The sequence below is a fragment of the Micromonospora sp. CPCC 205739 genome, from assembly GCF_036906795.1.
In the GTDB taxonomy this organism is placed as follows: Bacteria; Actinomycetota; Actinomycetes; order Mycobacteriales; family Micromonosporaceae; genus Micromonospora.
This window is the reverse complement of record NZ_JBAKHS010000001.1, coordinates 648,219-670,648: the sequence shown is the minus strand read 5'-3', so window position 1 is coordinate 670,648 and position 22,430 is coordinate 648,219. Positions and strand designations below refer to the sequence as shown.

Below are 22,430 nucleotides of genomic sequence, written 5' to 3'. Positions count from 1 at the left end.
TGCGATGACCCCTGCGCGCGACCACCTGGTGTGGGACTGGAACGGCACCCTGCTCGACGACCTCAGCCTGGTGGTGGCGGCCACCAACGTGGCCTTCGCCAGCGCCGGCGGCCCGACGGTGACCGCCGATGAGCACCGGGTGCGCTTCCGCCGGCCGATCATCGACTACTACGCCGAGATGCTCGGGCGGGCGATCGACGCCGAGGCGTTCGGGGCGCTCGACCGGATCTTCCACGACGCGTACCGGGCCGGGCTGACCAGCTGCGCGCTGGCCGAGGACGCGCTGGCCGCGATCGCCGCCTGGCCGGGCAGCCAGTCGCTGCTCTCCATGTGGTTCCACGACGAGCTGGTGCCGACCGTGCACACGTATGGCCTGACCCCGCACTTCACCCGGGTGGACGGGCTGCGGGTCACGGTCGGCGGCGGCCACAAGGCCGAGTGGCTGGAGAAGCACCTGGCCGAGCTGGGCATCTCCGGGGACTCGGTGGTGCTCATCGGCGACTCCATCGACGACGCGCACGCCGCGGAGAGCGTCGGCGCCCGCTGCGTCCTCTACACCGGCGGCCTCTCCCACCCCGCCGCCCTGCGCGCCACCCCTCACCCCACCGCCGACACCCTCACCCAAGCCGTCACCCTCGCCACCCACCTCCCCTGACCCCCGCGCCCCTCCCCGCGCCGATGCTCCCGGTGATCATGAAGTTGACGGCGATGTCGATCTCTTCCACTGCCGCCAACTTCATGATCACGGGGGCTTGAAGGGGGAGGGGGAGGGGTTAGGCGCGGAGGTGGGTGAGGACGGCCAGGACGCGGCGGTGGTGGTCGGTGTCGGGGGGGAGGTGGAGTTTCGTGAAGATGTTGCGGACGTGCTTCTCCACCGCGCCGTCGGTGACCACCAGCGACTTCGCGATGGCGGCGTTGGAGCGGCCCTCGGCCATCAGCGCCAGCACCTCCCGCTCGCGCGGGGTCAGCTCGCCCAGCGGGTCGTCCCGGCGGCGGCGGACCAGCAGCTGGCCGACCACCTCCGGGTCGAGCACGGTGCCGCCCGCGGCCACCCGGGCCAGCGCATCCAGGAACTCGTCGATCGCGGCCACCCGCTCCTTGAGCAGGTAGCCGATCCCGCCGCCGCCCCCGCCCGCGGTGGAGAGCAGGTCGTCGGCGTACGACACCTCGACGTACTGGGAGAGCACCAGGATCGGCGTACGGGGGACGAGCTCGCGGGCCCGGACGGCCGCGCGCAGCCCCTCGTCGGTGTGCGTGGGCGGCATCCGCACGTCGACGATCGAGACGTCCGGCCGGTGCGCCACCACCTGCTCCACCAGCGCCTCACCGTCCCCGACGGCGGCCACCACCTCGTGTCCCTGTTCGGTGAGCAGGCGGATGAGACCCTCCCGGAGCAGGACGGCGTCGTCGGCGATCAGCACTCGCATGGTGCGGTGTCTACCACGTCCGGGCGCTGCCCCCGGTCACAGCGGCAGCATCGCCCGTACGGTGGTGGGCCCGCCGGCCGGGCTCTCCACCCGCAGCAGGCCACCGGCGGCGCGGACCCGGTCGGCGATGCCGGCGAGTCCGTGCCCCTTCGCCACGTGCGCACCACCGACCCCGTCGTCCCCGATGGTGACGTCGAGCCGGTCGTCGTGGCGCTGCACGGTCACCGCGCAGCCGGTGGCGCCGCTGTGCTTGGCCACGTTGGTCAGCGCCTCGGCGACCACGAAGTAGGCGGTGCTCTCCACCAGCGGGTCGAGACGGCCCTTGGGGTTGCCCAGCCGGTCGTCGAGGTTCAGGTCCACCGGCACCAGGCTGCGGCCGGCCAGCGCGGCCACCGCGCTGGGCAGGCCCCGGTCGACCAGCACCGGCGGGGCGATGCCCCGGGAGAGCGCGCGCAGCTCGGCCAGGGTGTCCCGGGTCTGGGCGATCGCCTCGTCCAGGGTCCGGGCGGCGGCCTCCGGGTCGGTGGCGAGCTGCTGCCGGGCCCGGCTGAGGTCCATCGCCAACCGGACCAGTCGCTGCTGGGGGCCGTCGTGGATGTCCCGTTCCAGCCGGCGCAGCGCCGCCGCCTCGGCCGACACCGCCGCGCGCTTCTGCTCCTCGAGCACGGTGATCCGGTCGCGCATCTCGGCCACGCCGGTGAGCAGGCCGCGCGCGAAGCCGGCCTGGAGCAGCGCGGAGCCGCGTACCACGATCGGCAGGGTGAGCAGGAAGATCAGGCCGAGCGCGGTGTTCAGCCCGATCCGGGCCACCGGCCCGTCGCCGAGCCCGAGCAGTTCGGCGAGGCTGTGGTCGTCGGGGCCGTACGGCACGGCCCAGTCGTACGCGGCGTAGAGGGTGCCGGCGAGCGCGCCGGCCCACCAGGCGACGGTGATGGCGAACGTGACGATCGCCACCACGGACCGGGAGATGCCGTGCGCCAGGTCGAGCCAGGACTGCCCGTCCCGGATCGGGGTGAAGATCCGCCGCCAGGGGCCGGCGGCCGGTGGCGGGGTCAGGTAGCGGGGGCGGATCCGGGGCATCCGGAGCACCGTGGGCAGCCGCAGCCGCTCCACGTCGGCCAGGCCGCGCGCGGTGTACAGGGTGCCGGTGGTGATCGGCAGGCCGACCACCAGCACCGCCAGCCCGACGCCGAGCGCGAGGCCGGCCGTCAGCACCACCAGGCCGAACAGCGCCAGGGGCAGGCCGAGCAGGACGTACCCGGTGTCGCGCAGCAGCTGGCGGCTCACGCTGGGCGTCGGCGTGGCCGAGGCGACGGTGCTCATGCTCCGAGGCTAGGGACGTCGGGCCGAAACGCCCATCCGGCGAGCCGCCCCGTTCGAGGTCGGGCTGCCCCTACCGCCCTTCCGCGTGGACCTTTCGGTCCTGCCGGTCGGGCCGTCGGATTCCCCGCGCCGCTGGTGAGGGGCACGCCACGTGTCCCGCAGGCCCTGCGTGATTGGTCAGAGAAGTCGGGATTGAGCAATAATCGCCGTGCGGCGCCGGCGGAGGCCGCCGGATCGATCTTGCGGAATGGAGGGCCTGGTGAAGGGGCGTCGCGAGTCAGCAAGATCGCGATTTGTGCACGTCTTCACAAGCGCCTACTCTGTAGTTCCGACGCGCCCCGCTAGCACGGCCGGCACCCTCGGTCGCCAGCGGGGGTCCCGAAATGGCCGGGCACCGGAGCTGGCCGAGGATCGCACCGCACGGAGTCTCATGAGTCAGCACCGTCACCCTGGCGCGCCCGGCCGCGCCGGTGCCGTACCGGCGCTCCCGGACCTTCCGGAGGCGACCGTCGCGCGGCTCCCCGAGTACCTCCGGGCCCTGCACAACCTCGCCGAGAGCGGCCACGAGACGGTCTCCAGCGAAGGGCTGGCCAGCGCCGCCGGGGTCAACTCGGCCAAGCTCCGCAAGGACCTCTCCCACCTCGGCTCGTACGGCACCCGGGGCGTCGGCTACGACGTCGCGCTGCTGATCGAGCAGATCGAGTACGTGCTCGGGCTCACCCACTGCCGGGCCGTCGCCCTGGTCGGAGTGGGTAATCTCGGTCACGCCCTGGCCGGCTACGACGGCTTCGCCAGCCGGGGCTTCCGGATCGCCGCCCTCTTGGATGCCGATCGCGCCCGGGTCGGCGAAGTGATCAACGGCCTGGTCGTGCAGCACGTCGACGACCTGGCCAGGGTGGCCGCCGAGGAGTCGATCTCGATCGGCGTGATCGCCACCCCGGCCTCGGCCGCCCAGCCGGTCGCCGACCAGCTCGTCGCCGTCGGCGTGACGAGCATCCTGAACTTCGCGCCGTGCGTACTCTCGGTGCCGGAGGGGGTCGACGTGCGCAAGGTCGACCTCGCCATCGAGCTGCAGATCCTGTCCTTCCACGAGCACCGCAAGGCGTCGCTGACCGCGCTCCCCGCCACCGGCGGGTCCGCCCTCACCGCTCTGCCCGGTGGGCTCGCGGCCACCGACACCCAGGAGGCGATCGGCACGTGAAACTGCTTGCCGTCGGCGCGTCCTACCGCACCGCACCCGTGGCCACCCTGGAGCAGTTGGCGGTCGCCCCCGCCGACCTCACCCGCACCCTGGACCGGCTGCTCGCCCAGCCGTACGTCTCGGAGGCGGTGCTGGTCTCCACCTGCAACCGGGTGGAGGTCTACGCCGTCGTGTCCGGTTTCCACGGTGGCCTCGGCGACATCTGCGCGGTCCTCGCCGACCACGCCGACGCCCCGCCCGCCGCGCTCGCGAACCACCTCTACGTGCACTACGACTCCGCCGCGGTCGAACACGTCTTCCGGGTCGCCGCCGGGCTGGACTCGATGGTGGTCGGCGAGGCGCAGATCCTCGGTCAGCTGCGCGACGCGTACCACTGGGCCACCGGGGCCGACTCCGCCGGGCGGCTGCTGCACGAGCTGATGCAGCAGGCGCTGCGGGTGGGCAAGCGGGCGCACGCCGAGACCAACATCGACCGCGCCGGGCAGAGCGTGGTCACCGCCGCGCTGGACCTGGCCGCCGGTCACCTCGACGGGGACCTCTCCGGCCGCCCCGCCCTGGTGGTCGGCGCGGGCGCGATGGGCGCGCTGGGCGTGGCCACGCTCTCCCGGCTCGGTGCCGGGCCGCTCACGGTCACCAACCGCGGGGCCGACCGGGCGGTACGCCTGGCCGAGTCGTACGGGGCGAGCGCCGTGCCGATGGCCGAGCTCGTCGACGCGCTCTCCACAGTGGACATCGTAGTGGCCGCCACCGCGGCCACCGAACCGGTCCTCACCCTCGACGTGGTCACCCGGGCCCTCGCCAAGCGCGACGCCGACCGGGGCCCGCTGGTCCTGCTCGACCTCGCCGTGCCGCGCGACGTCGAGCCCGGCGTGGCCGAGCTGCCCGGCGTCGAGGTGATCGACATCGACCGGATGGCCACGCTGCTCGCCACCGGCGAGGCCGCCGCCGACGCCGCCGAGGTCACCCGGATCGTCACCGGCGAGGTCGAGACGTTCCTGTCCTGGCTGCGTGGCGCCGACGTGGCGCCCACGGTGGCCGCCCTGCGCGGCCGCGCCGACGACGTGGTCACCGCCGAGCTGCGCCGGCTCGCCCAGCGCCGCCCCGACTTCAGCGACGACCAGCGCGCCGAGGTCGCCCGGACGGTGCACCGGGTGGTGCAGCGGCTGCTGCACCAGCCCACCGTGCGGGTCCGCCAGCTCGCCGCCGAACCCGGGGGAGACCAGTACGCGGCCCTGCTGCGGGAGCTGTTCGACCTCCAGGTGCCACAGACCTCCCCGGTCGACACCGTTCCCGACATCGTCGCGAACGCCGACGGCCGACCGTCCTTCGACGTCGCCGACGTCCCGCCCACCGGAGGTGAGCGATGAGCACGCCCCTGCGCCTCGGTACCCGGGGCAGCGCCCTGGCGATGGCCCAGTCCGGCCACGTCGCCGAGGCCCTGACCGCGGCCACCGGCCGCGAGGTCGAGCTGGTCGAGGTGGTCACCGCCGGTGACCGCTCGACGGCCCCGGTGCACCGGCTCGGCGTCGGCGTCTTCGTCTCCGCCCTGCGCGACGCGCTGATCGCCGGCACCATCGACCTCGCGGTGCACTCGTACAAGGACCTGCCCACCGCCGCGGCGGCCGGGCTGCACATCGCGGCGGTGCCGCCCCGGGAGGACCCGCGCGACGCGCTGGTCGCCACGGGCGGTCGTACCCTCGCCGAGCTGCCGCCGGGAGCCGTGGTCGGCACCGGCGCGCTGCGCCGGATCGCCCAGCTGCACGCCCTCGGTTTGCAGCTGGAGGTCACCCCGATGCGGGGCAACGTGGACAGCCGGCTGCGGCGGGTGCTCGGCCCGGAGGCCGACGTCGACGCCGTCGTGCTGGCCCGCGCCGGCCTGGCCCGACTGGGCCGGACCGACGTGATCACCGAAACGCTCGACCCGATGCTGATGCTGCCCGCGCCCGCCCAGGGCGCGCTGGCGGTGGAGTGCCGGGCCGACGACCACGACCTGGTCGAGCTGCTCGCGGTGCTCGACCACGCACCGTCCCGGGCCGCGGTCACCGCGGAACGGGCGTTGCTGGCCACCCTGGAGGCCGGCTGCTCCGCTCCGGTCGCCGCCTACGCCGAACTCGCCGAGGGCGACGCCGGTGAGGAGATCTACCTGCGCGGGGCGGTGATCAGCCCGGACGGCGCCCGAGACCTCCGGCTGTCCCGCACCGGTACGCCCGCCGACGCGGCGGAGATCGGCAAGGCACTCGCCGCCGAACTCCTCGAACTCGGCGCCGACTCGATCCTCGGCCACGAAGGACACACCGGCCCGGGGACCCAGCAATTTGGGAGCACAGAATGACCCGCACCCGTAAGCCCGTAGGCCGCATCGCGTTCGTCGGGGCCGGTCCCGGCGACCCGGGCCTGCTGACCCGCCGGGCGCACGACGCCCTGGTCGACGCCGACCAGGTGGTGTACGACCGGGGGGTCCCCGAGTCGCTGCTCGACGCCGTGCGCGCCCAGGCCCGGTCCGACGCCCAGTTCACGCCGGCCGAGGGTGCGCCGGGCGACGTGGCCAAGGTGCTCATCTCCGCCGCCCGGTCCGGGCTGAACGCGGTGCACCTGGTCGCCGGTGACCCGTTCGGCCACGACTCGGTGGTCAAGGAGGTGCAGGCGGTGGCGCGTACCGCCGCGCACTTCGAGGTCGTGCCGGGGGTCGGCCAGGCCGAGGGGGTGGCCACCTACGCCGGTGTGCCGCTGCCGGGTGTGCGGACCGCCGCCGACGTCGAGGACGTCAGCACGCTGGACTTCGAGGCGCTCGCCGCGGCCGTCGGCCGGGGCTCGCTGGCCCTCGCGGTGGACGCGGGCGATCTGGCCGCCATCCGGGACGGCCTGCTGGCCGCCGGGGTGGACGGCACCACCGGCGTCGGGGTGACCGGCGACGGCACCGGCGAGACGCAGTACACCACCACGTCGACCGTCGACTCCTTCGTCGCGGCGGCGCTCGGCTTCACCGGCCGGGTCGTGCTCACCGTCGGTGAGGGCGTCGGCCAGCGCGACAAGCTGAGCTGGTGGGAGAACCGCCCGCTGTACGGCTGGAAGGTGCTGGTGCCCCGCACCAAGGAGCAGGCCGGTGTGATGAGCGCCCGGCTGCGCGCGTACGGGGCCATCCCGTGCGAGGTGCCGACCATCGCGGTCGAGCCGCCGCGCACCCCGGCCCAGATGGAGCGGGCGGTCAAGGGCCTGGTCGACGGCCGGTACGCCTGGGTGATCTTCACCTCGGTCAACGCCGTCCGGGCGGTCTGGGAGAAGTTCGCCGAGCACGGCCTGGACGCCCGCCACTTCGGCGGCGTCAAGATCGCCTGCATCGGCGAGGCGACCGCCGACGCGGTCCGCGCCTTCGGCATCCAGCCGGAGCTGGTTCCGTCCGGGGAGCAGTCCTCCGAGGGGCTGCTGGCCGAGTTCTCGCCGCACGACGAGATCCTCGACCCGGTGGGCCGGGTGCTGCTCCCGCGCGCCGACATCGCCACCGAGACGCTCGCCGCCGGGCTCACCGAGCGCGGCTGGGAGGTCGACGACGTGACCGCGTACCGGACCGTCCGGGCCGCCCCGCCGCCCGCCGAGATCCGGGACGCGATCAAGTCGGGCGGGTTCGACGCGGTGCTCTTCACCTCGTCCTCCACCGTCCGGAACCTGGTCGGCATCGCCGGGAAGCCGCACGCGCGTACCGTTGTTGCCGTCATTGGGCCCAAGACGGCGGAGACCGCGACGGAGTTCGGCCTGCGGGTCGACGTGCAGCCTGCGCACGCCTCGGTGCCCGACCTGGTGGAGGCGCTCGCCGCCTACGCCGTCGAGTTGCGCGAGAAGCTGGCCGCCATGCCGGCCAAGCAGCGCCGCGGCTCGAAGGTGCAGGGGCCGACCGCCCTGAGGTTCCGCTGACAGGAGGCTGCCGTGCCGTACCCCGAGATCCGGCCCCGCCGGCTGCGTCGTAACGCCGCCGTGCGGCGGCTGGTCTCCGAGACCCGCGTCGACCCGGCCGAGCTGGTCGTGCCGATGTTCGTCAAGGAGGGGCTGACCGAGCCACGGGCCATCGCGTCGCTCCCGGGGGTGCTCCAGCACTCCCGGGACTCGCTGCGCAAGGCCGCCGTCGAGGCGGTCCAGGCCGGGGTCGGCGGCATCATGCTCTTCGGGGTGCCGGCGTCGCGGGACGCCACCGGTTCGGGCGGCATCGACCCGGACGGCATCCTCAACGTCGCCATCCGGGACGTCGTCTCCGAGGTGGGTGACGCCACCGTGGTGATGGGCGACCTCTGCCTGGACGAGTTCACCTCGCACGGGCACTGCGGGCTGCTCACCCCGGACGGCGGCGTCGACAACGACGCCACCCTGGCCGCGTACGCCGAGATGGCGGTGGCCCAGGCCGCCGCCGGGGTCGGCGTGGTCGGGCCGTCCGGGATGATGGACGGCCAGGTCGGCGTGGTACGCCGGGCGCTCGACGCCGCCGGCCACCAGGACGTGGCGGTGCTGGCGTACGCGGTGAAGTACGCCTCGGCCTTCTACGGCCCGTTCCGCGACGCCGTCGAGTCGGCGCTGGAGGGCGACCGCCGCACCTACCAGCAGGACCCCGCCAACCTGCGGGAGTCGCTGCGCGAGGTGGAGCTGGACGTCGCCGAGGGCGCCGACATGGTGATGGTCAAGCCGGCGCTGCCCTACCTCGACGTGGTGTCGGCGGTCCGGGCCGCGGTGGACGTCCCGGTCGCCGCCTACCAGGTCTCCGGCGAGTACGCGATGGTCGAGGCGGCCGCCGCGAACGGCTGGATCGACCGCGAGCGGGTGATCCTGGAGACGCTCACCTCGATCCGGCGGGCCGGCGCCCAGATCATCCTCACCTACTGGGCGGTCGAGGCCGCCCAGCTGCTCCGCCAGCGCTACTGAGCGCTGGCGGAGACGATCCGCATCACCTCGGGCACCTGGTAGACCCGGTCGGCGCCGGGCGGCAACTGCGCCCACACGGCGCGTACCGTCCGGTCGTCGTCCCAGGCGAGGCCGTACACCAGGCCCGTGGTCGCCCGGTCTCCGGTGACCGTGCCGACCGGCACGTCGGCGAGCTGCCGGCCGGTGGCGACATCCCAGATCCCGAGTCGCTGCTCCCGGGTGTCGGCAGACGCGCGGTGGACGGCGGCGAGGCTCGTGCCGTCCGGGGAGAGCACGAACTGGCAGCCCAGTCCGGTCTCCACCCGGCCCCGCCGCCCCCGGCCGGCCAGGTCGTACACGTCGATCAGGCAGGTCGTCCGGGTGGCCTCGCTACGGACCGCGATCCGGCCGCCCGTCACCCGAACGTCCGAGTCGATCAGGTTCGGCCCGACCACCGAGGAGTCGAGCACCACCGTCTCCACGCCGGTCGACAGGTCGCGGGCCACCACCCCGGTCGGCCGGACCAGGTAGACCGTCCGGTCGTCCGCGCCGACGATCCCGACGCGCTCCCGGGCCTGGAGGCGCCACCGGCGTTCCCTGCCGCCCGGCTCCACCAGCACCAGCTCGATGGCGGCCTTCTCGGTGTTCGCCCCGGGCGACCGCGGCCGGTCGCCGCCCCGGTGCACCAGGCCGACCAGCCGGCCGTCCGGCAGCGCCGCGCCGAGGTGGAACCCCTCCGGTACGCGATACGGCACCACCGACCCGTCCGGGCGTACCTCGGCCGCCGGGACCGCGGCCATGCCGACCTTCGGTCGGTCCGACCCGTCCGGGACGAACCACTCGGCCTCGCTGATCACGAGCCGCTGTGCCACCCGATCCGGCGCCGGCGCGGGAGACGAGACACCGGCCACGGCGGGCGGTCCGTCCGCCGGAATGCCCGCCCGGCCGTGCAGCAGGGGCACCGCACCGCCGGTCAGCGCCACCAGCGCCACGAGCCCGCCGGCCAGCAGGGCCCGCCGACGGCGCCGCCGGGCCCGCCAGCGCCGGCGCACCCCGGCCAGGTCAGCCGGGTACGCGGGCGTGGTGGCGGCGGCGCGGTGCACCAGCTCCGTCAGGGGCTCGGGTACGACGTCCATCGTCACTCCTTCTCGGCCAGCGCGGCCCGCAGCTCGGCCAGCCCTCGTGACAGCCGGCTCTTGACCGTCCCCTCGCTGAGGTCGAGCACCGTCGCCGTCTCGGCGGTGGAGAGATCCAGCAGCACCCGGCAGACGATGACGGTGCGCTGGCCGGTGGGCAGCCGGTCCAGCGCCGTACGGGCGGCCAGCGCCGCCGGGTCCGGGGCCGCGACGGCGGGATGCCGCTCGTCGGCCAGCGGGGGCCGTTCCCGGCGTACCTTGCGCCACCACGAGGTGGCCCAGTTCAAACCCACCCTGAAGACCCATCCGGGCGGGTTGTCCAGCCGGCTGACCCGGTCCCAGCGGGCGTACGCCCGGACCATGGCTTCATCGGTGGCCTCCCGGGCCAGCGCGGGGTCGCCCAGCGCCAGGGCGAGCGCCCGGTGGACCCGGTCGACGTGCCCGGCGTAGAACCGGTCGAACGGCAGCCCCGGCGGCTCGTCGGTCGGGTCTGCGACCACCTGGCCGGGTGCGCCGAGGGTCACGGTCGGAGGGTCTGCCATGTCAGGTACACGCCACGCCCTCCCGTTCGGTTCCCCTGGATCCCTCCCAGGTACGGCGACGGCCCGCCGGGCAGGCGTACGCCTGCCCGGCGGGCCGTCGCCCGTGCGTCGAACGGTCAGTCGTCGTTGGTGATGGTGCCCACCGCCAGCGGGTCGGCCAGCCGCAGGTTCAGCGGACCGGCGACCGCGAAGGCGATCTTCTCGTCCGCCTCGACCTTCCGGTCACCGCGCACGGTCAGCGGGAAGGCCAGCGAGGTCTGCCCGGCGGGCAGGACCCGGCAGCCGACGTACGGGTCGAAGTCCGACCCGGCCGTGGCGGTCAGGCCCGCCGCGGCGGCGCAGAGCGTCGTCGGCGCCGACAGCGGGCGGGAGACGGTGACCTGGAAGGTCAGGGTGCTGTCACCCTTGTCGCCCTCGGTCACCGACGCGTCGGCCACCCGCAGCGACGGCTGCGCGTGGAACCGGGCGACCGACGGGTCGTGGTCGCTCGCGCCACGCGACCCGTCGCTGCTGACGTCGGACGGCCAGTCGGCGTTGACGTGCGCCGTGCGCACCTGCACCAGGTCGGCGTGGAGCGCGTCGTTGACGAAGATGCTGTCCAGCGTCTGTGCCTGCCCGCTGAAGGCGTACGAGTACGCCGCCGCCGGCACGTCCGCGACCAGGTCGTCCCAGAGGTTGTGCAGACCGGCCTCGTAGAGCGGGGCGAGCTGGTCCGACGGGGTCGGCTTCGCCGCGGTGGCGATCGGGTCGTCCGGGCGGGGGAAGACGTTCATGTCGCCGCCGTAGACCACCCGGGCGTGCGGGTCCGACTCCTCGATCGCGGTGACGATCGCGGCACCGTACGTCGCCTGCTCGGTCCGCTGCCCGACCTTGGTGTCCGGGCCGGACGAGTAGTGGTTGCTCAGCGCGTACAGCAGGTAGGACTCGGAGCCGCCCGGCGTCGCCCGCGCCACGAACTTGCCCAGCTGGGGGGCGCGGGTGAAGACGTTGTCGCCGTCCTTGCCCGTCGAGGTGTCCGTGTCGGCGGGCAGGCGCGCGTTGAGCGCCTTCGGGTTCTGCACGTCCGCGTTGGACGGCAGCCCCGCCGACCGGTACTCCACCGTCGGCGTGGCGCCGAGCAGCGGGTCGGTGGCGGTCGCCTCGGCCAGCGAGAGCCGGTCGGTGCGGTAGAGGAACGCGGAGGTGATGCCCCGGGCGTCCGCGCCGGTCCGGTCGTACGCGGCGGCGTAGGCCGGGCCACCGGCGGCCGCGACCGTCAGCGCCAGGTCCTGGAGGGTGTCCGGAGCGCCGTCGGCGTCGTTGGTGTCGCCGCAGACCAACTCGGTGCCGGAGACCGTGCAGATGTCCTGGTCCTCCGCCTCCTGCACCAGGATCAGGTCCGGGGAGTGCAGGTCGGTGCGGATCTGGTCGGCGAGTGCGGCCAGGTGCTCCCGGTAGTCGGCCTCGTCGGCCGGCACGTAGTCGAACGGCGGCCGTACCCCGGGGCAGCCCGCGTTGCCGGCGAAGTCGCAGCCGTCGAACGGATCGTCCCGGAAGTCGTACAGGTTCTCCACGTTGTAGGTCGAGACGGCGACCTCACGGTTGCGGTCGGCCGGCTGCGGCGGATTGTTCGCCGACGGGTCGGCGCCCGCGGTGAGGGAGAGCGTCTCCGGCTGCACGGTGAACTTGCTGAAGCCGTAGGAGACCGCGCCGAACGCGTCCGTGGCGAGGGTGTCGAAGGTGCGGGCCGGGGGCAGCAGCGCGGTGGAATCGCCGGCCGTGGCCTTGACCCCGCCCGCGCCCAGCAGGATGCGCTGGTTGTTGCCGTTGTCGAAGAGGGTGCCCGGGATGTCATCCAGCGGGTGGGCGTCCCGGAACACCCGCCGGGCGTACGGGTCGGTCCGCTTCATGATCGGGTCCTCGCGGTCCACCAGGTAGATCTCGGAGTCGGCGGTGGAGGCGAAGATGTGGCGCGGGGCGGACACCCCGCTGCCCGACCGGACCCGCATCCGGGTGCCCTCGTGCCGCTCCCAGAACCGGTTCGCGTCGGCCGCCTCGGCCGGCGGGACCGCGTCGTCCACCGCGACGGCGCTGTTCACGTCCAGTCCGGAGTCCAGCTTGCGCACCAGGGAGGCGCTGGAGAGCTGGGTCTGGTTGAAGTACTCCGACACCCGGCCGCGCAGCACCACCTCGTCGCCGACGGTCGGCGCGTAGCCGCCGATCAGCGTGGTGAACGAGCCCGTGAAGACGAAGAGGCCGTCGGAGGTGAGCGGGTCGCCGTCCTCGGTGCCCGTACGGCTCTGCAGGTAGAAGCCGTACTGGTCGGCGCCGGCCGAGGTGCGGGTGAGTGACTTCTGGGTGATCACGCCGCGCACGTCGTACAGCGTGGAGCTGGTGCCGTTGCCGCTGGCCGGGGCGAGCGGAGAGCGGTCGGTGTGGCCGTCCTCGTCCTCCCGGGTCGGGCCCTGCACCTCGCCCACCGTCAGCACGGTGGTGGCCTGCACGGTGAGGGTGCAGGTCGCGGTGCCGCCCTCGGCGTCGGTGGCGGTCAGGGTCACCCCGTACGCCCCGCCGGGCAGGCCGCTCGCGGTGACGGTGGCGGTGGCGGTCCCGCCGGCGGCGGTGGCCGGCGTGAAGGCCGTCCGGCTGATCGAGCCGGTGGCCGGCGTGGGGTTGACCGAGGTGACCGCGAGATCGGTGATCGTATCGTCCGCGTCGGTGGCGGTGACCTGGCGGGTGGCGGTCGCGCCGGCTTCCAGGGTCAGCGGGCCGCCGCAGTTCAGCGCGGCCGGCTGGTCGACCGGGCCGCCGCCGTCCACGGTGTGCGCGCCCAGACCGTCGAAGGTGTCGGTCGGGAAGCCCGCCCATTGGGCGGCCGGGTCGAACGCGTCGGACGGGTCGGTGTCCCCGGTGGAGACCGACGGCAGCCGCCGCAGGGTGTTGTCGGCCGTGCTGGTCAGCCCGGCACCCCACTCGGTGCCCGGGTCGACGCCGACCTGGCCGATCGAGTCGAGCACCGCACCGGCCTTGCGCAGCACGATCGCGTCGTCGCCGTTGAACAGCGACGCGCCGGTGGTCTGGTCGGCCTGGGCGAGCACCGCCGGGCCGGCCGAGGCGGCGGCGAAGACGAAGGCGTCACCGGCGGCGACGGTACCGCTCAGCGCGATGTTCGTCGGCGTGCTGGAGCCGTTGAAGTGCAGCTGGAGCTGGTAGCCGCCGGCCGTGAGGTCGATCGGGGAGCCGGTGCCGTTGAACAGCTCGATCGCCTTGTTGTTCGACGAGCCTTCGACGTACTCGGAGATGAACAGGTCGGTGGGCGCGGCGCTGGCCGCGGTCGGTGCGATGCCGATGACCGGAAGGGTGACGGCGGCGGCGGTTGCGAGCGCGGCGTACCTGCGACGCAGGCGCATGAGGCCTCCACGATGGGTGGACGGGAACTAACGCACGTTAAGGCTCGTTGCTGGCCGCCGTCCATCCTCCGTGGGGGGCGGTGTGGTGAACTCGTGGTCAGCGGGTGGCGTCGAGCCGGTGCACCAGCTCGGCGACGTCCACGCTGTATTCGCACCACTCCCGGTCGGGCCGGTAGCCCAGCTCGGCGTTCACCTTGAGCATCGCCTCGTTGGCCTGGGCGTTCCAGGTCTGCACCTCGGCCAGCGTCGGCTCGGCCGAGCGCAGCTCCAGCAGCATCCGGGCCTTGATCGCCCGGTCGATGCCGTAGCCGCGGTGGTCCTGCACCACGATCGTGTCGTACTGGTCGGCCCGGGTGGGGTGCTGCGCGGGCACCACCACCTCGGTCAGGCCGGCGACCTCGCCGCTCTGCTCGTGCAGGGCCAGCACGATGTAGGGTTTCATGCCCCGCCGGTGCAGCGTGTCCAGGCTGTCCCGCAGCCGCTGCGGGTCGTACGAGCTGGGGCGCAGCTCGCCGTCGTCGACGTCGCGCACCTCGGCCTTGGCCCGCGCGTACGCGTCGATCAGCTCGTCGGGCGGGCCGCCCGGGCAGAACTCCAGGTGGTATCCGGCACCGATGCCGGTGGCCATCTCGGCCAGCGCCGGCCAGTCGACCGCACCGAGGTCGAGCACGCTGCGGGTCTCGACGTACTCACGGGCGAAGCCGAGCGACTCGTAGAAGGCGACGGCCGGGGTGTCCCCGACCACCTCGACCCCGATCGACTGGAAGCCCTCCTGGTAGACCCGGCGGGCGGCGAGCAGGACCAGCTCACGGCCCAGCCCGGTGCGCCGGACCGTCGGGTGCACCAGCACCTCCAGCACGCCGATGTCGCCGAGCAGCAGCACGTGCACATGACCGAGGATCGCGCCGGGCCCACCGTCGGGCCCCGGCTCGGCCTGGGCGATCCAGGAGATCCGTCGCTCGCCCGGCATCACCTCGCAGAGGTACTCCCGCAGGGAACTCTCCCGCCAGGGCGGGTCCTGCGGGAGATCCGCCGCCAGGACCGCGTTCAGCGTGTCCAGCACGGACGCGATCTCGTCGGACGACGCGGTCCGGGGATCCCACTCGCGCACCATCACCCGTCTAGCTTGCCGTCAACGGCTGCCGGGGGGAAGTGTCCGGTCCGGCAATGTATGCAGACGATCACGTCAAGTACGGCTGGCCACTCCGTACTGGTTGGCCCGGTCGAAGACGTCCTGGGCGTACCGGCGTACATCGTTGTAGGAGAGGATGGCGCCCCACCAGTCGCCGGGGATGGTCATGTTCCGGCCGCCCTTGCAGAGGTACCGGCCGGCGGCGAGCGCCGCGTCGTCCAGGTCGTGCGGGTCCTTGCGGCCGTCGTTGTCGGCGTCGGCGCCGATCTCCTGCCAGGTGGTCGGGATGAACTGCATCGGCCCGATGGCCCGGTCGTAGACGGTGTCCCGGTCGAAAAGCCCGCGGTCGGTGTCGGTGATCCGGGAGCGGCCACCCTGCCCGTCGAGCGGGTCGCCGATGATTTCCGGCTCGGCGCGGCCGGTCGACTGGAGGCTGGCACCGTTGGCCTGCCCGTGCCGGGACTCGACGTACCCGATCGCGGCGAGCGTGGTCCAGCTCAGCTGGCAGCTGCGGTTGGTCTCGGCGAGCACCAGCTCGGCGTAGCCGTACGCCTGCATCGCCACCGGCGAGATGCCCACCCGCGCGCCGGTGGTCTGCGCCCAGCCGGCCAGGGCGTCGGCCGGGCGGCCGGTGGCGGGCGCGCCGACCGGACCGGTCGGCGACACACCCCCGGGCAGCGTGGTGGCGGTCGGCAGCCCGGGCAGCGCGGTCCCGCCGGGCAGCACCGGCACGGCGGTCGCGCCGGGCAGGGCGCCCGGTGCGGGTACGACGACGGCGCCCGCGGTCTCGTCCACCGCGACCGGCTTCGGCTCCCGGACGGCCGACGGGACCACCACGCCGCCGACCACCGCGGTGGCGGCGACCAGGGCGACGAGGAACAGCCCGGGCAGGGTCAGCCGGCCGATCGGGCGGCGGGACCAGGCCCGGGTGGCCCGGGCCGCTCCGGTCACCGCCTGCCGAGGCGGGGGGAGCCGCACGGCGTGCGCGAACGGCATCCGGCGCCGCCGCCCCGGCCGGTCGCCAACGGTCGCACCGTCCTTCGTCGCGTCCGCACCGTCCTTTGTCGGGTCCGCGCCGTCCTTCGCTGCTTCCGCATCCTTCTTCGGGTCCGCGCCCTCCCTGGGCGCGTCCCCGTCGGTCTTCGTCGCGTCCGCGCCGTTGCTGCTCACGGCCTTCTCAGAGCCGTCCTTCTCCGCGTCGGCGGTCTTCGGGCCAGCTTCCGCCGCGTCGGGGCTGCTCCCGGCCTTCACACCCCCGGTCTGGGCCGCGTCGGTGGTGCTCCGCGCTGCCGTCGCGTCGGGGCCGGCCGTCGGGGTGCCGGTGGCCGACGGAGCCGCCGCGCCGGGCTCGGTCGACTCCACGGTGGCCGGTGCGCCCGGATCGGCGACCGGTGCGGTCGATGGTTCGGCGCCGGCCGGCGCCGGGTCGAGGAAGGGGCGGCGGGGCCGGGGGACCGGGGTCGGGTCCGGCGCGGCGCCGGAGCTGCCGAGCGGCCCGTCGGGGGGCGTCGCCGGCCGCAGGGGTCGCACCGTCGATCGTTCCTCGCCGCTCGCCACCCGTCGAGTATCACCCATCCGGGTGCGACCGTCAGGCCCGGTCGTACCCTGGGGGCATGCCCCGGTACGAGTTCCGCTGCCGCGCCTGCGGCGACACTTTCGAGGTCAACCGCCCGATGGCCCGGGCCGGTGAACCGGCGTCCTGCCCCCAGGGGCACGCCGACACGGTCAAGCTGCTCTCCACCGTCGCGGTGACCGGCCGGGGCGGCGGTGGCCCGGTGGGCGGCGCCCCGCCCGCGCCGGCCGGCGGTTGCTGCGGCGGTGGCGGCTGCTGCTGAGCGGCGACGAACCGGGCCGTTCGGCGGCGCAGAACTTGCCGGTGACCGGCGCTGATGGCACCTTGGGGCGGACGTCGCCCGGCCGTTCTCACGATGCGTGACGGCCCGACCATAGGGCAGCATGAAACCGACGTCAGGGGCGGAGGTTCCACGCATGTCGCCACGGATCCACCTCCCGAGCGGGTGGGTGACCTTCGTGTTCACCGACATCGAGGGTTCGACCCGGCTGGCCCAGCTGCTCGGGTCGGGCTACCGCCCCGTGCTGTGGGAGCATCGCCGGCTGCTCCGGGACACCCTCGCCGGCACCGACGGCGCGGAGCTGCTGACCGAGGGGGACTCGTTCTTCCTCGCCTTCCCCGACGCGGCGGCGGCGCTGACCGCCTGCCTGACCGCGCAGCGCGCGCTGTCCACACACGACTGGCCCACCCCGGAGGCCACCCCCCGGGTGCGGATGGGGCTGCACACCGGGTACGCGGAGCCGCGTGACGGCGAGTACGCCAGCCCCGAGGTGCACCGGGCCGCCCGGGTGGCCGCCGCCGCCCACGGCGGGCAGGTGCTCTGCTCGGCGTCGACCGCCCGGCACGCCGAGCCGCTGCCGTCCGGCGCGTCGCTGCTCGATCTCGGCCTGCACCGGCTGCGCGGCTTCGACGACCGGGAGCGGCTCTTCCAGCTCGTCGCGCCCGGCCTGGAACGGCAGTTCCCCCGCCCGCGTACCGCCGACGCGGTGGCGCACAACCTGCCCACCCAGGTCACCTCGTTCATCGGCCGGGAGACCGAGCGGGCCGAACTGGACCTGCTGGTACGCCGGCACCGGCTGGTCACCGTGCTGGGCGCGGGCGGTGCCGGCAAGACCCGGATGGCGGTCGAGCTGGCCGCCGGGATGGTCGAGGCGTACCCGGACGGGGTGTGGTTCGTCGACATCGCCACGGTCACCGACCCGGGGCTGGTGGCGTTCGCGGTCGCCGCGGTGCTCGGGCTGCGTCCCGAGCCGGGCCGCCCGATGCTGGACACCCTGGTCGAGTACGCCGCCGCCCGGCGGATGCTGGTGGTGCTGGACACCTGCGACGCCCAGCCCGCGGCCTGCGCCGAGGTGATCTCCCGGCTGCTCGCCGGCGGGGGCGGGGTGCGGGTGCTGGCCACCAGCCGGGAGTCGTTCGGCCTGCCCGGCGAGGTGGTCTGGCGCATCCCGCCGCTCTCGGTGGACCCGCAGCCGGGGCGTACCGAGAGCGACGCGGTGGCGCTGTTGCTCGACCGGACGGCGGCGGCCCGGGGCGGCCGGCCGCCGGACTGGGCGGAGGCCGGTGACCTGCGCCGGGTGGTACAGCGGCTGGACGGCCTGCCGTTGGCGATCGAGCTGGCCGCCGCCCGGCTGCGGGTGCTCTCCGCCGGGCAGCTCGCCGCCCGCCTCGACGACGTGCTCGGCACCCTCGACGCGGGGCGCGCCGAGCCGGAGCCGCCCGCGGAGCGGGGCTGGACGGGCAACCAGCAGGACACCGTGGACCTGGTCGCCGCGGCGGCCGGGAAGGTGCCGCCGTCGCCCGCGCACCGGGCGGTGCAGCGCTCCGCCACCGAGCGGCACCTCACCATGCAGGCGACGGTCACCTGGTCGTACCGGACGTTGGGGCCGCGCGCGTCGCGACTGCTGCGCTGGCTGGCGGTCTTCGCCGGGCCGGTGGAGCTGTCCACGGTGGAGTGGCTGTTCCACGACGACCCGCTCGACCCGCTGTCGGTGCTGGTGGACAAGTCGATGGTGCTGGCCGAGCCGCACGCCTCGGGCAGCACCTACCGGATGCTCGATCCGATCCGCGCGTACGCGGCCCGCCGGCTGGTGGAGACGGGCGAGGAGCAGGCCGCGCGGGACCGGCACGTCGCCTGGTCCGCGCACGCGCTGGAGCAGGCGCACCTGGGCCCGGACGGGCGGCCGGTGACCCTGTCGCTGTACGCGCTCGACCCGCTGGCCGGGGAGCTGCGGGCCGCGCTGCGCTGGTGCGCCACCGGGGGCAGCGCCCGGGCTGGTTTGCGCCTGGCCGGCGGACTGGACCAGTGGTGGCGGGAGCGGGGGCTGTCCCGGGAGGCGCGGCTCTGGCTGTTCCGGCTCTACGGGCGGATCGCCGAGACCGGCGAGGTGATCCCGGAGGCGGAGCTGGCCGCGGCGTACCACTCGCACTCGCTGCACGCCGGCGCGGACGGCGAGTTCGCCGAGGAGCTGCGTTACTCGCAGCGGGCGGAGGCGGCGGCCCGGCAGGCCGGTGACGCCGGGCTGCTCGCCCGGGTGCTGGCCGGACGGGCCGCGCCGCTGATCGACATGGGGCAGTTCGCCGAGGCGGAGCGGGTCTGCCGGGAGGTCATCGACTGGGCGGAGGAGCAGCAGGTCACCGGCGACGCGCTCTTCGCCGTCTACAACCTGGCCGAGCTGCTGTGGCGGCGTGGCGCGCTGGATGAGGCGGCGGAGCTGCTCGGCGCGGCCCGCCCGGTGGAGGCGGCGCGCCCGGTCGAGCGGGGCCGGCGGTCGGTGGACATGCTGCTCGGCATGGTCGCCCTGGCCCGGGGCGACCTGGTCGCCGCGCACGAGCACCTGCTGGCGGCACTCCGGTCCCGGATGAGCCACGGCTACCACGGCCGGGCCTGTGACACGGTCAACGCGGTGGCGGTGCGCTGCGCGGCCGGCGGGGAGCTGGGCACCGCCGCCCGGCTCTTCGGCGCGGCGCAGGCGACCCGGGCGCAGCTGCGGGCCACCCCGGGGATCTACGGCACCTACTGGCTGGAGCGGCAGGCCGAGCTGCGCCGGGTGTTCGGTGACGCCGCCTTCGACGCCGCGTACGGCGAGGGGGGCGAGCTGGGCCTGGAGGAGGCGGCGGCGCTGGCGCTGGCGGTGGAGCACCCCGACCTGGGGGCGGACTCGATCCGGTTCGGCACCGCCGGGGCGGCTGCGCCCCGGCAGGGCGGCCCGGGCCGGCAGGAGCTGGACCGCCGGGAGCGGGCCTGACGCCGCCGGGCGCCCCGGTCGGGGACGCCCGGCGGAGTCGACGGCGGCGGGGTCAGCCGCGCAGGGCGGCCCGACGCTCGGCGTCGGCCTTCATCCGGGCGGCCCGGTCGATGTCGGACTGCTGGACGGCGGCGACGGAGCCGAAGACGCTGACCGCCTGGTAGTACGTCCAGGCCAGGCTGTAGCAGGCCGGCCGGACCACGGCGTTGTAGGTGGCGCAGGACCGCTTCAGATCCTCGTAGAAGGCGCTGTCCACCCGGGCCTTGTTGGCCGAGAACTGGCCGACGGCCTTGTAGTTGCGGTACCCGAAGTCGTGCCGGGCGCAGGAGAGGGTGAAGTTGAACCCGAGCGGGTTGTCCGGGCTGGACGAGCAGTAGTCGGTCGACCAGTCGAAGGCGTAGTCGGCCCAAGCGGCCTTGTTCAGCCGGGCGGAGTTCCAGGCGTTGAAGCTGGTGACGCTGGTCTGTGTCCAGCTGGAGAGCACCGAGAGCTTCTGCTGGGGTGTCACCGCGAATGCGGGCGAACTCACGCCGAGCACGGCGAGCAGGGCGAACGCGCCGGCGGCGAAGAGGGTGGCGAGTCGTCTGGGCATTCGGGTACCTCCGCGGAGACGGTCTACGGCCGGTGACCGGTAGATCACCGGGTGTCGGACCAGTCTCGATCAATTCCCCTTCTTCGATGTGTGGCCGCCGCGAACTATTGATGACAGACGATGAAACAGACGAATGCCCCGGGCGGTGACCGCCCGGGGCATTCGCGGTTGGATCAGCGCACCACCCGCGCCGGGCCGGGCTGGCTCTCGTTCGAGAGCCGGTCCAGCGCGGTCACGTGGTACGTGTACGCCCGCCCCGACTCCGCCGTAGCGTCCACGAAGGACTGCACCGCGGTGGCGTCGTCGGCGCGCAACGTGGCGATCAGGTGGGACGCGTCGGCGAAGCCGCAGGCGCCCACCGGCCCGGCCCCGTCGAAGCGGTAGACCGCGTACGAGGTGGCGTCGCCGAACGGGCCCCGGCCGTCGGCCGGCTGTCGCCAGCTCAGCCGTACCCCGTCGTCGGACCGCTCGGCCCGGGTGACCACCGGGGGCAGCAGCGGCTTGGCGGGCAGGTGCGGCATCGCCGGCGCCAGCGCCGGCCGGGAGTAGTGCTCGGCGGCGTAGATGTCGGTGGCGCCGAGCCGGTTGGCCTTCACCTGCACGGCCGAGAAGTGCACGTTGCCGAGCACCTCCGGGTACGACCGGTTGAGCGTCAGGTGGTCCGACAGCTCGCGCGGGTTCTGCCAGAACGGCCCGTACGCCGGGTCACCGCTCTTGTAGTCGGCCTGACCGATGTAGAGCTGCACCCGGGTGCCGCGCACCTGCTCTGCCCACCACGGCACCAGCCGGGCGTAGTCGGCGGCCGGGTACTGGCCGATGTACCAGTAGAGCTGCGGCACCACGTAGTCGATCCACTCCTGCTTGATCCACTTACGGGTGTCGGCCGAGATGATGTCGTACGACTGGCTGCCGGTGGTGTCCGAGCCCAGCGGGTCGACGGACTTGTTCCGCCAGATGCCGAACGGGCTGACCCCGAACTTCACCCACGGCTTCGCCGCCTTGACCTTGGCGTTCATCTCCTGGATGAGCAGGTTGATGTTGTCCCGCCGCCAGTCCGCCTTGTCGGTGAAGCCCCGGTTGTGGGCGGCGAAGGTGGCGTCGTCCGGCACCTGGTGGGTGCCGCTCGGGTACGGGTAGAAGTAGTCGTCGAAGTGCACGCCGTCGACGTCGTACCGGCTGACCGCGTCCATCATCGCGGTCTGGACGAACTCGCGGACCTCGGGGATGCCGGGGTTGTAGTAGAGCCGGCTGCCGGCCACCCCGGCCGGCGGGTAGGCGAAGGTCCACTCCGGGTGCTGGCGCGCCGGGTGGTTCGGCGCGAGCTTGGTCAGGTCCGCGCCGGCGCCGCCCGGGGCCGGCATGGAGATCCGGTACGGGTTGAACCAGGCGTGGAACTCCAGGTTCCGCTTGTGCGACTCGTCGACCAGGAAGGCCAGCGGGTCCCAGCCCGGGTCCTGCCCGCGCACCCCGGTCAGGAACTCCGACCAGGGCTCGTGCGGCGAGGGCCAGAAGGCGTCCGCGGTCGGGCGGACCTGCACCACGACCGCGTTGTGGTTCAGCCTCTGCGCGAGGTCGAGCCAGCCCCGGAACTCGGCCTGCTGTGCGGCCACCCGGTCGGGCGCGGTCTGGGAGGCCTTGCTCGGCCAGTCGATGTTGACCACCGAGGAGATCCACATCGCCCGGAACTGCCGTTTCGGGGTCGCCGGATCAGTGGTGCAGGTGGTGGTGGAGGTGTCGGCGGTCGCGTCGGGTGCGGCGCTGGCGGGGGTGCCGGCGACGAGCGCGCCGAGCAGCGCCACGGCCAGCCCGGCGGCCCCGAGCCGAGTTGCCTTCATGCGGTGTGTCCCTTCGTCGGGCTCCCGTGGGTGGCGGCCACTACCGGCAAGATTCGCCGCCGGCTATCTACCGCTGGTAGAAAATTTTCACACCCCACGGGCTCCGCGCAAGGGTCTGACCTGGATGTCCGGATACCGGATTTCCGGG

General features: G+C 74.1%; 17 protein-coding genes. 8 read left to right on the top strand and 9 right to left on the bottom strand.

Annotated features, from left to right (window positions below):
• The first annotated feature begins 4 nt into the window (after nucleotides 1–4).
• Nucleotides 5–655 carry an HAD family hydrolase gene (locus V6U88_RS03125; RefSeq protein ID WP_334449655.1) on the top strand — a complete coding sequence of 217 codons (651 nt, stop codon included), beginning with the start codon at nucleotides 5–7 and terminating at the stop codon, nucleotides 653–655.
• 118 nt (nucleotides 656–773) lie between these two features.
• On the opposite strand, the gene V6U88_RS03120 is transcribed toward V6U88_RS03125, so the two are convergent.
• Together V6U88_RS03120 and V6U88_RS03115 are read right to left on the bottom strand one after the other, a co-directional pair.
• Nucleotides 774–1,427, bottom strand: a complete 654-nt coding sequence (locus tag V6U88_RS03120; protein WP_334449654.1) for a response regulator transcription factor — start codon at nucleotides 1,425–1,427, stop codon at nucleotides 774–776.
• Nucleotides 1,428–1,463: 36 nt separating this feature from the next.
• Nucleotides 1,464–2,750 (bottom strand): sensor histidine kinase, encoded by a 1,287-nt coding sequence (locus tag V6U88_RS03115; RefSeq protein ID WP_334449652.1) that lies wholly within the window; start codon nucleotides 2,748–2,750, stop codon nucleotides 1,464–1,466.
• Nucleotides 2,751–3,180: 430 nt separating this feature from the next.
• On the opposite strand from V6U88_RS03115, the gene V6U88_RS03110 reads away from it, so the two are divergent.
• Genes V6U88_RS03110 through hemB form a run of 5 tightly spaced genes read left to right on the top strand, consistent with a single transcriptional unit; the run spans nucleotide 3,181 to nucleotide 8,856 of the window.
• Nucleotides 3,181–3,951 (top strand): redox-sensing transcriptional repressor Rex, encoded by a 771-nt coding sequence (locus V6U88_RS03110; RefSeq protein WP_334449651.1) that lies wholly within the window; start codon nucleotides 3,181–3,183, stop codon nucleotides 3,949–3,951.
• Nucleotides 3,948–5,318: a glutamyl-tRNA reductase gene (locus V6U88_RS03105; RefSeq protein WP_334449650.1), complete on the top strand. Its 1,371-nt coding sequence runs from the start codon at nucleotides 3,948–3,950 to the stop codon at nucleotides 5,316–5,318. The genes V6U88_RS03110 and V6U88_RS03105 overlap by 4 nt, the downstream gene beginning before the upstream one ends.
• A complete protein-coding gene (hemC, locus tag V6U88_RS03100) occupies nucleotides 5,315–6,283 on the top strand; it encodes a hydroxymethylbilane synthase (protein WP_334449648.1) in 969 nt (322 codons plus the stop codon). Before V6U88_RS03105 ends, hemC begins: the two co-directional genes overlap by 4 nt.
• On the top strand, nucleotides 6,280–7,860 hold the full coding sequence (locus V6U88_RS03095; RefSeq protein ID WP_334449646.1) for a uroporphyrinogen-III synthase: 1,581 nt from the start codon (nucleotides 6,280–6,282) through the stop codon (nucleotides 7,858–7,860). The genes hemC and V6U88_RS03095 overlap by 4 nt, the downstream gene beginning before the upstream one ends.
• Nucleotides 7,861–7,872: 12 nt before the next feature.
• Nucleotides 7,873–8,856, top strand: a complete 984-nt coding sequence (gene hemB / locus V6U88_RS03090) for a porphobilinogen synthase (protein ID WP_334449645.1) — start codon at nucleotides 7,873–7,875, stop codon at nucleotides 8,854–8,856.
• Here the strand turns inward: hemB and V6U88_RS03085 are convergent.
• The 5 genes from V6U88_RS03085 to V6U88_RS03065 form a co-directional block, all read right to left on the bottom strand.
• Nucleotides 8,850–9,971, bottom strand: a complete 1,122-nt coding sequence (locus tag V6U88_RS03085; protein ID WP_334449644.1) for a hypothetical protein — start codon at nucleotides 9,969–9,971, stop codon at nucleotides 8,850–8,852. The genes hemB and V6U88_RS03085 overlap by 7 nt on opposite strands.
• A gap of 2 nt (nucleotides 9,972–9,973) precedes the next feature.
• Nucleotides 9,974–10,495 (bottom strand): RNA polymerase sigma factor, encoded by a 522-nt coding sequence (locus V6U88_RS03080; protein WP_334449642.1) that lies wholly within the window; start codon nucleotides 10,493–10,495, stop codon nucleotides 9,974–9,976.
• Between the two features lie 134 nt (nucleotides 10,496–10,629).
• Entirely contained in the window at nucleotides 10,630–13,902 is a 3,273-nt protein-coding gene (locus V6U88_RS03075; protein WP_334449641.1) for a lamin tail domain-containing protein, read from the bottom strand.
• Between the two features lie 97 nt (nucleotides 13,903–13,999).
• A complete protein-coding gene (locus V6U88_RS03070) occupies nucleotides 14,000–15,016 on the bottom strand; it encodes a GNAT family N-acetyltransferase (protein WP_334449900.1) in 1,017 nt (338 codons plus the stop codon).
• A gap of 72 nt (nucleotides 15,017–15,088) precedes the next feature.
• Complete coding sequence (locus V6U88_RS03065) at nucleotides 15,089–16,609, bottom strand: lytic murein transglycosylase (protein WP_334449639.1); 1,521 nt, start codon at nucleotides 16,607–16,609, stop codon at nucleotides 15,089–15,091.
• A gap of 38 nt (nucleotides 16,610–16,647) precedes the next feature.
• Here V6U88_RS03065 and V6U88_RS03060 point away from each other — a divergent pair, with 38 nt between their 5' ends.
• Entirely contained in the window at nucleotides 16,648–16,869 is a 222-nt protein-coding gene (locus tag V6U88_RS03060; RefSeq protein WP_334449637.1) for an FmdB family zinc ribbon protein, read from the top strand.
• 154 nt (nucleotides 16,870–17,023) lie between these two features.
• Complete coding sequence (locus V6U88_RS03055) at nucleotides 17,024–19,855, top strand: ATP-binding protein (RefSeq protein ID WP_334449635.1); 2,832 nt, start codon at nucleotides 17,024–17,026, stop codon at nucleotides 19,853–19,855.
• Between the two features lie 52 nt (nucleotides 19,856–19,907).
• Here the strand turns inward: V6U88_RS03055 and V6U88_RS03050 are convergent, their stop codons facing one another.
• Together V6U88_RS03050 and V6U88_RS03045 are read right to left on the bottom strand one after the other, a co-directional pair.
• Nucleotides 19,908–20,447, bottom strand: a complete 540-nt coding sequence (locus V6U88_RS03050) for a phospholipase (protein ID WP_334449634.1) — start codon at nucleotides 20,445–20,447, stop codon at nucleotides 19,908–19,910.
• Nucleotides 20,448–20,620: 173 nt separating this feature from the next.
• On the bottom strand, nucleotides 20,621–22,282 hold the full coding sequence (locus tag V6U88_RS03045; protein WP_334449633.1) for a glycoside hydrolase family 10 protein: 1,662 nt from the start codon (nucleotides 22,280–22,282) through the stop codon (nucleotides 20,621–20,623).
• Nucleotides 22,283–22,430: the final 148 nt, after the last annotated feature.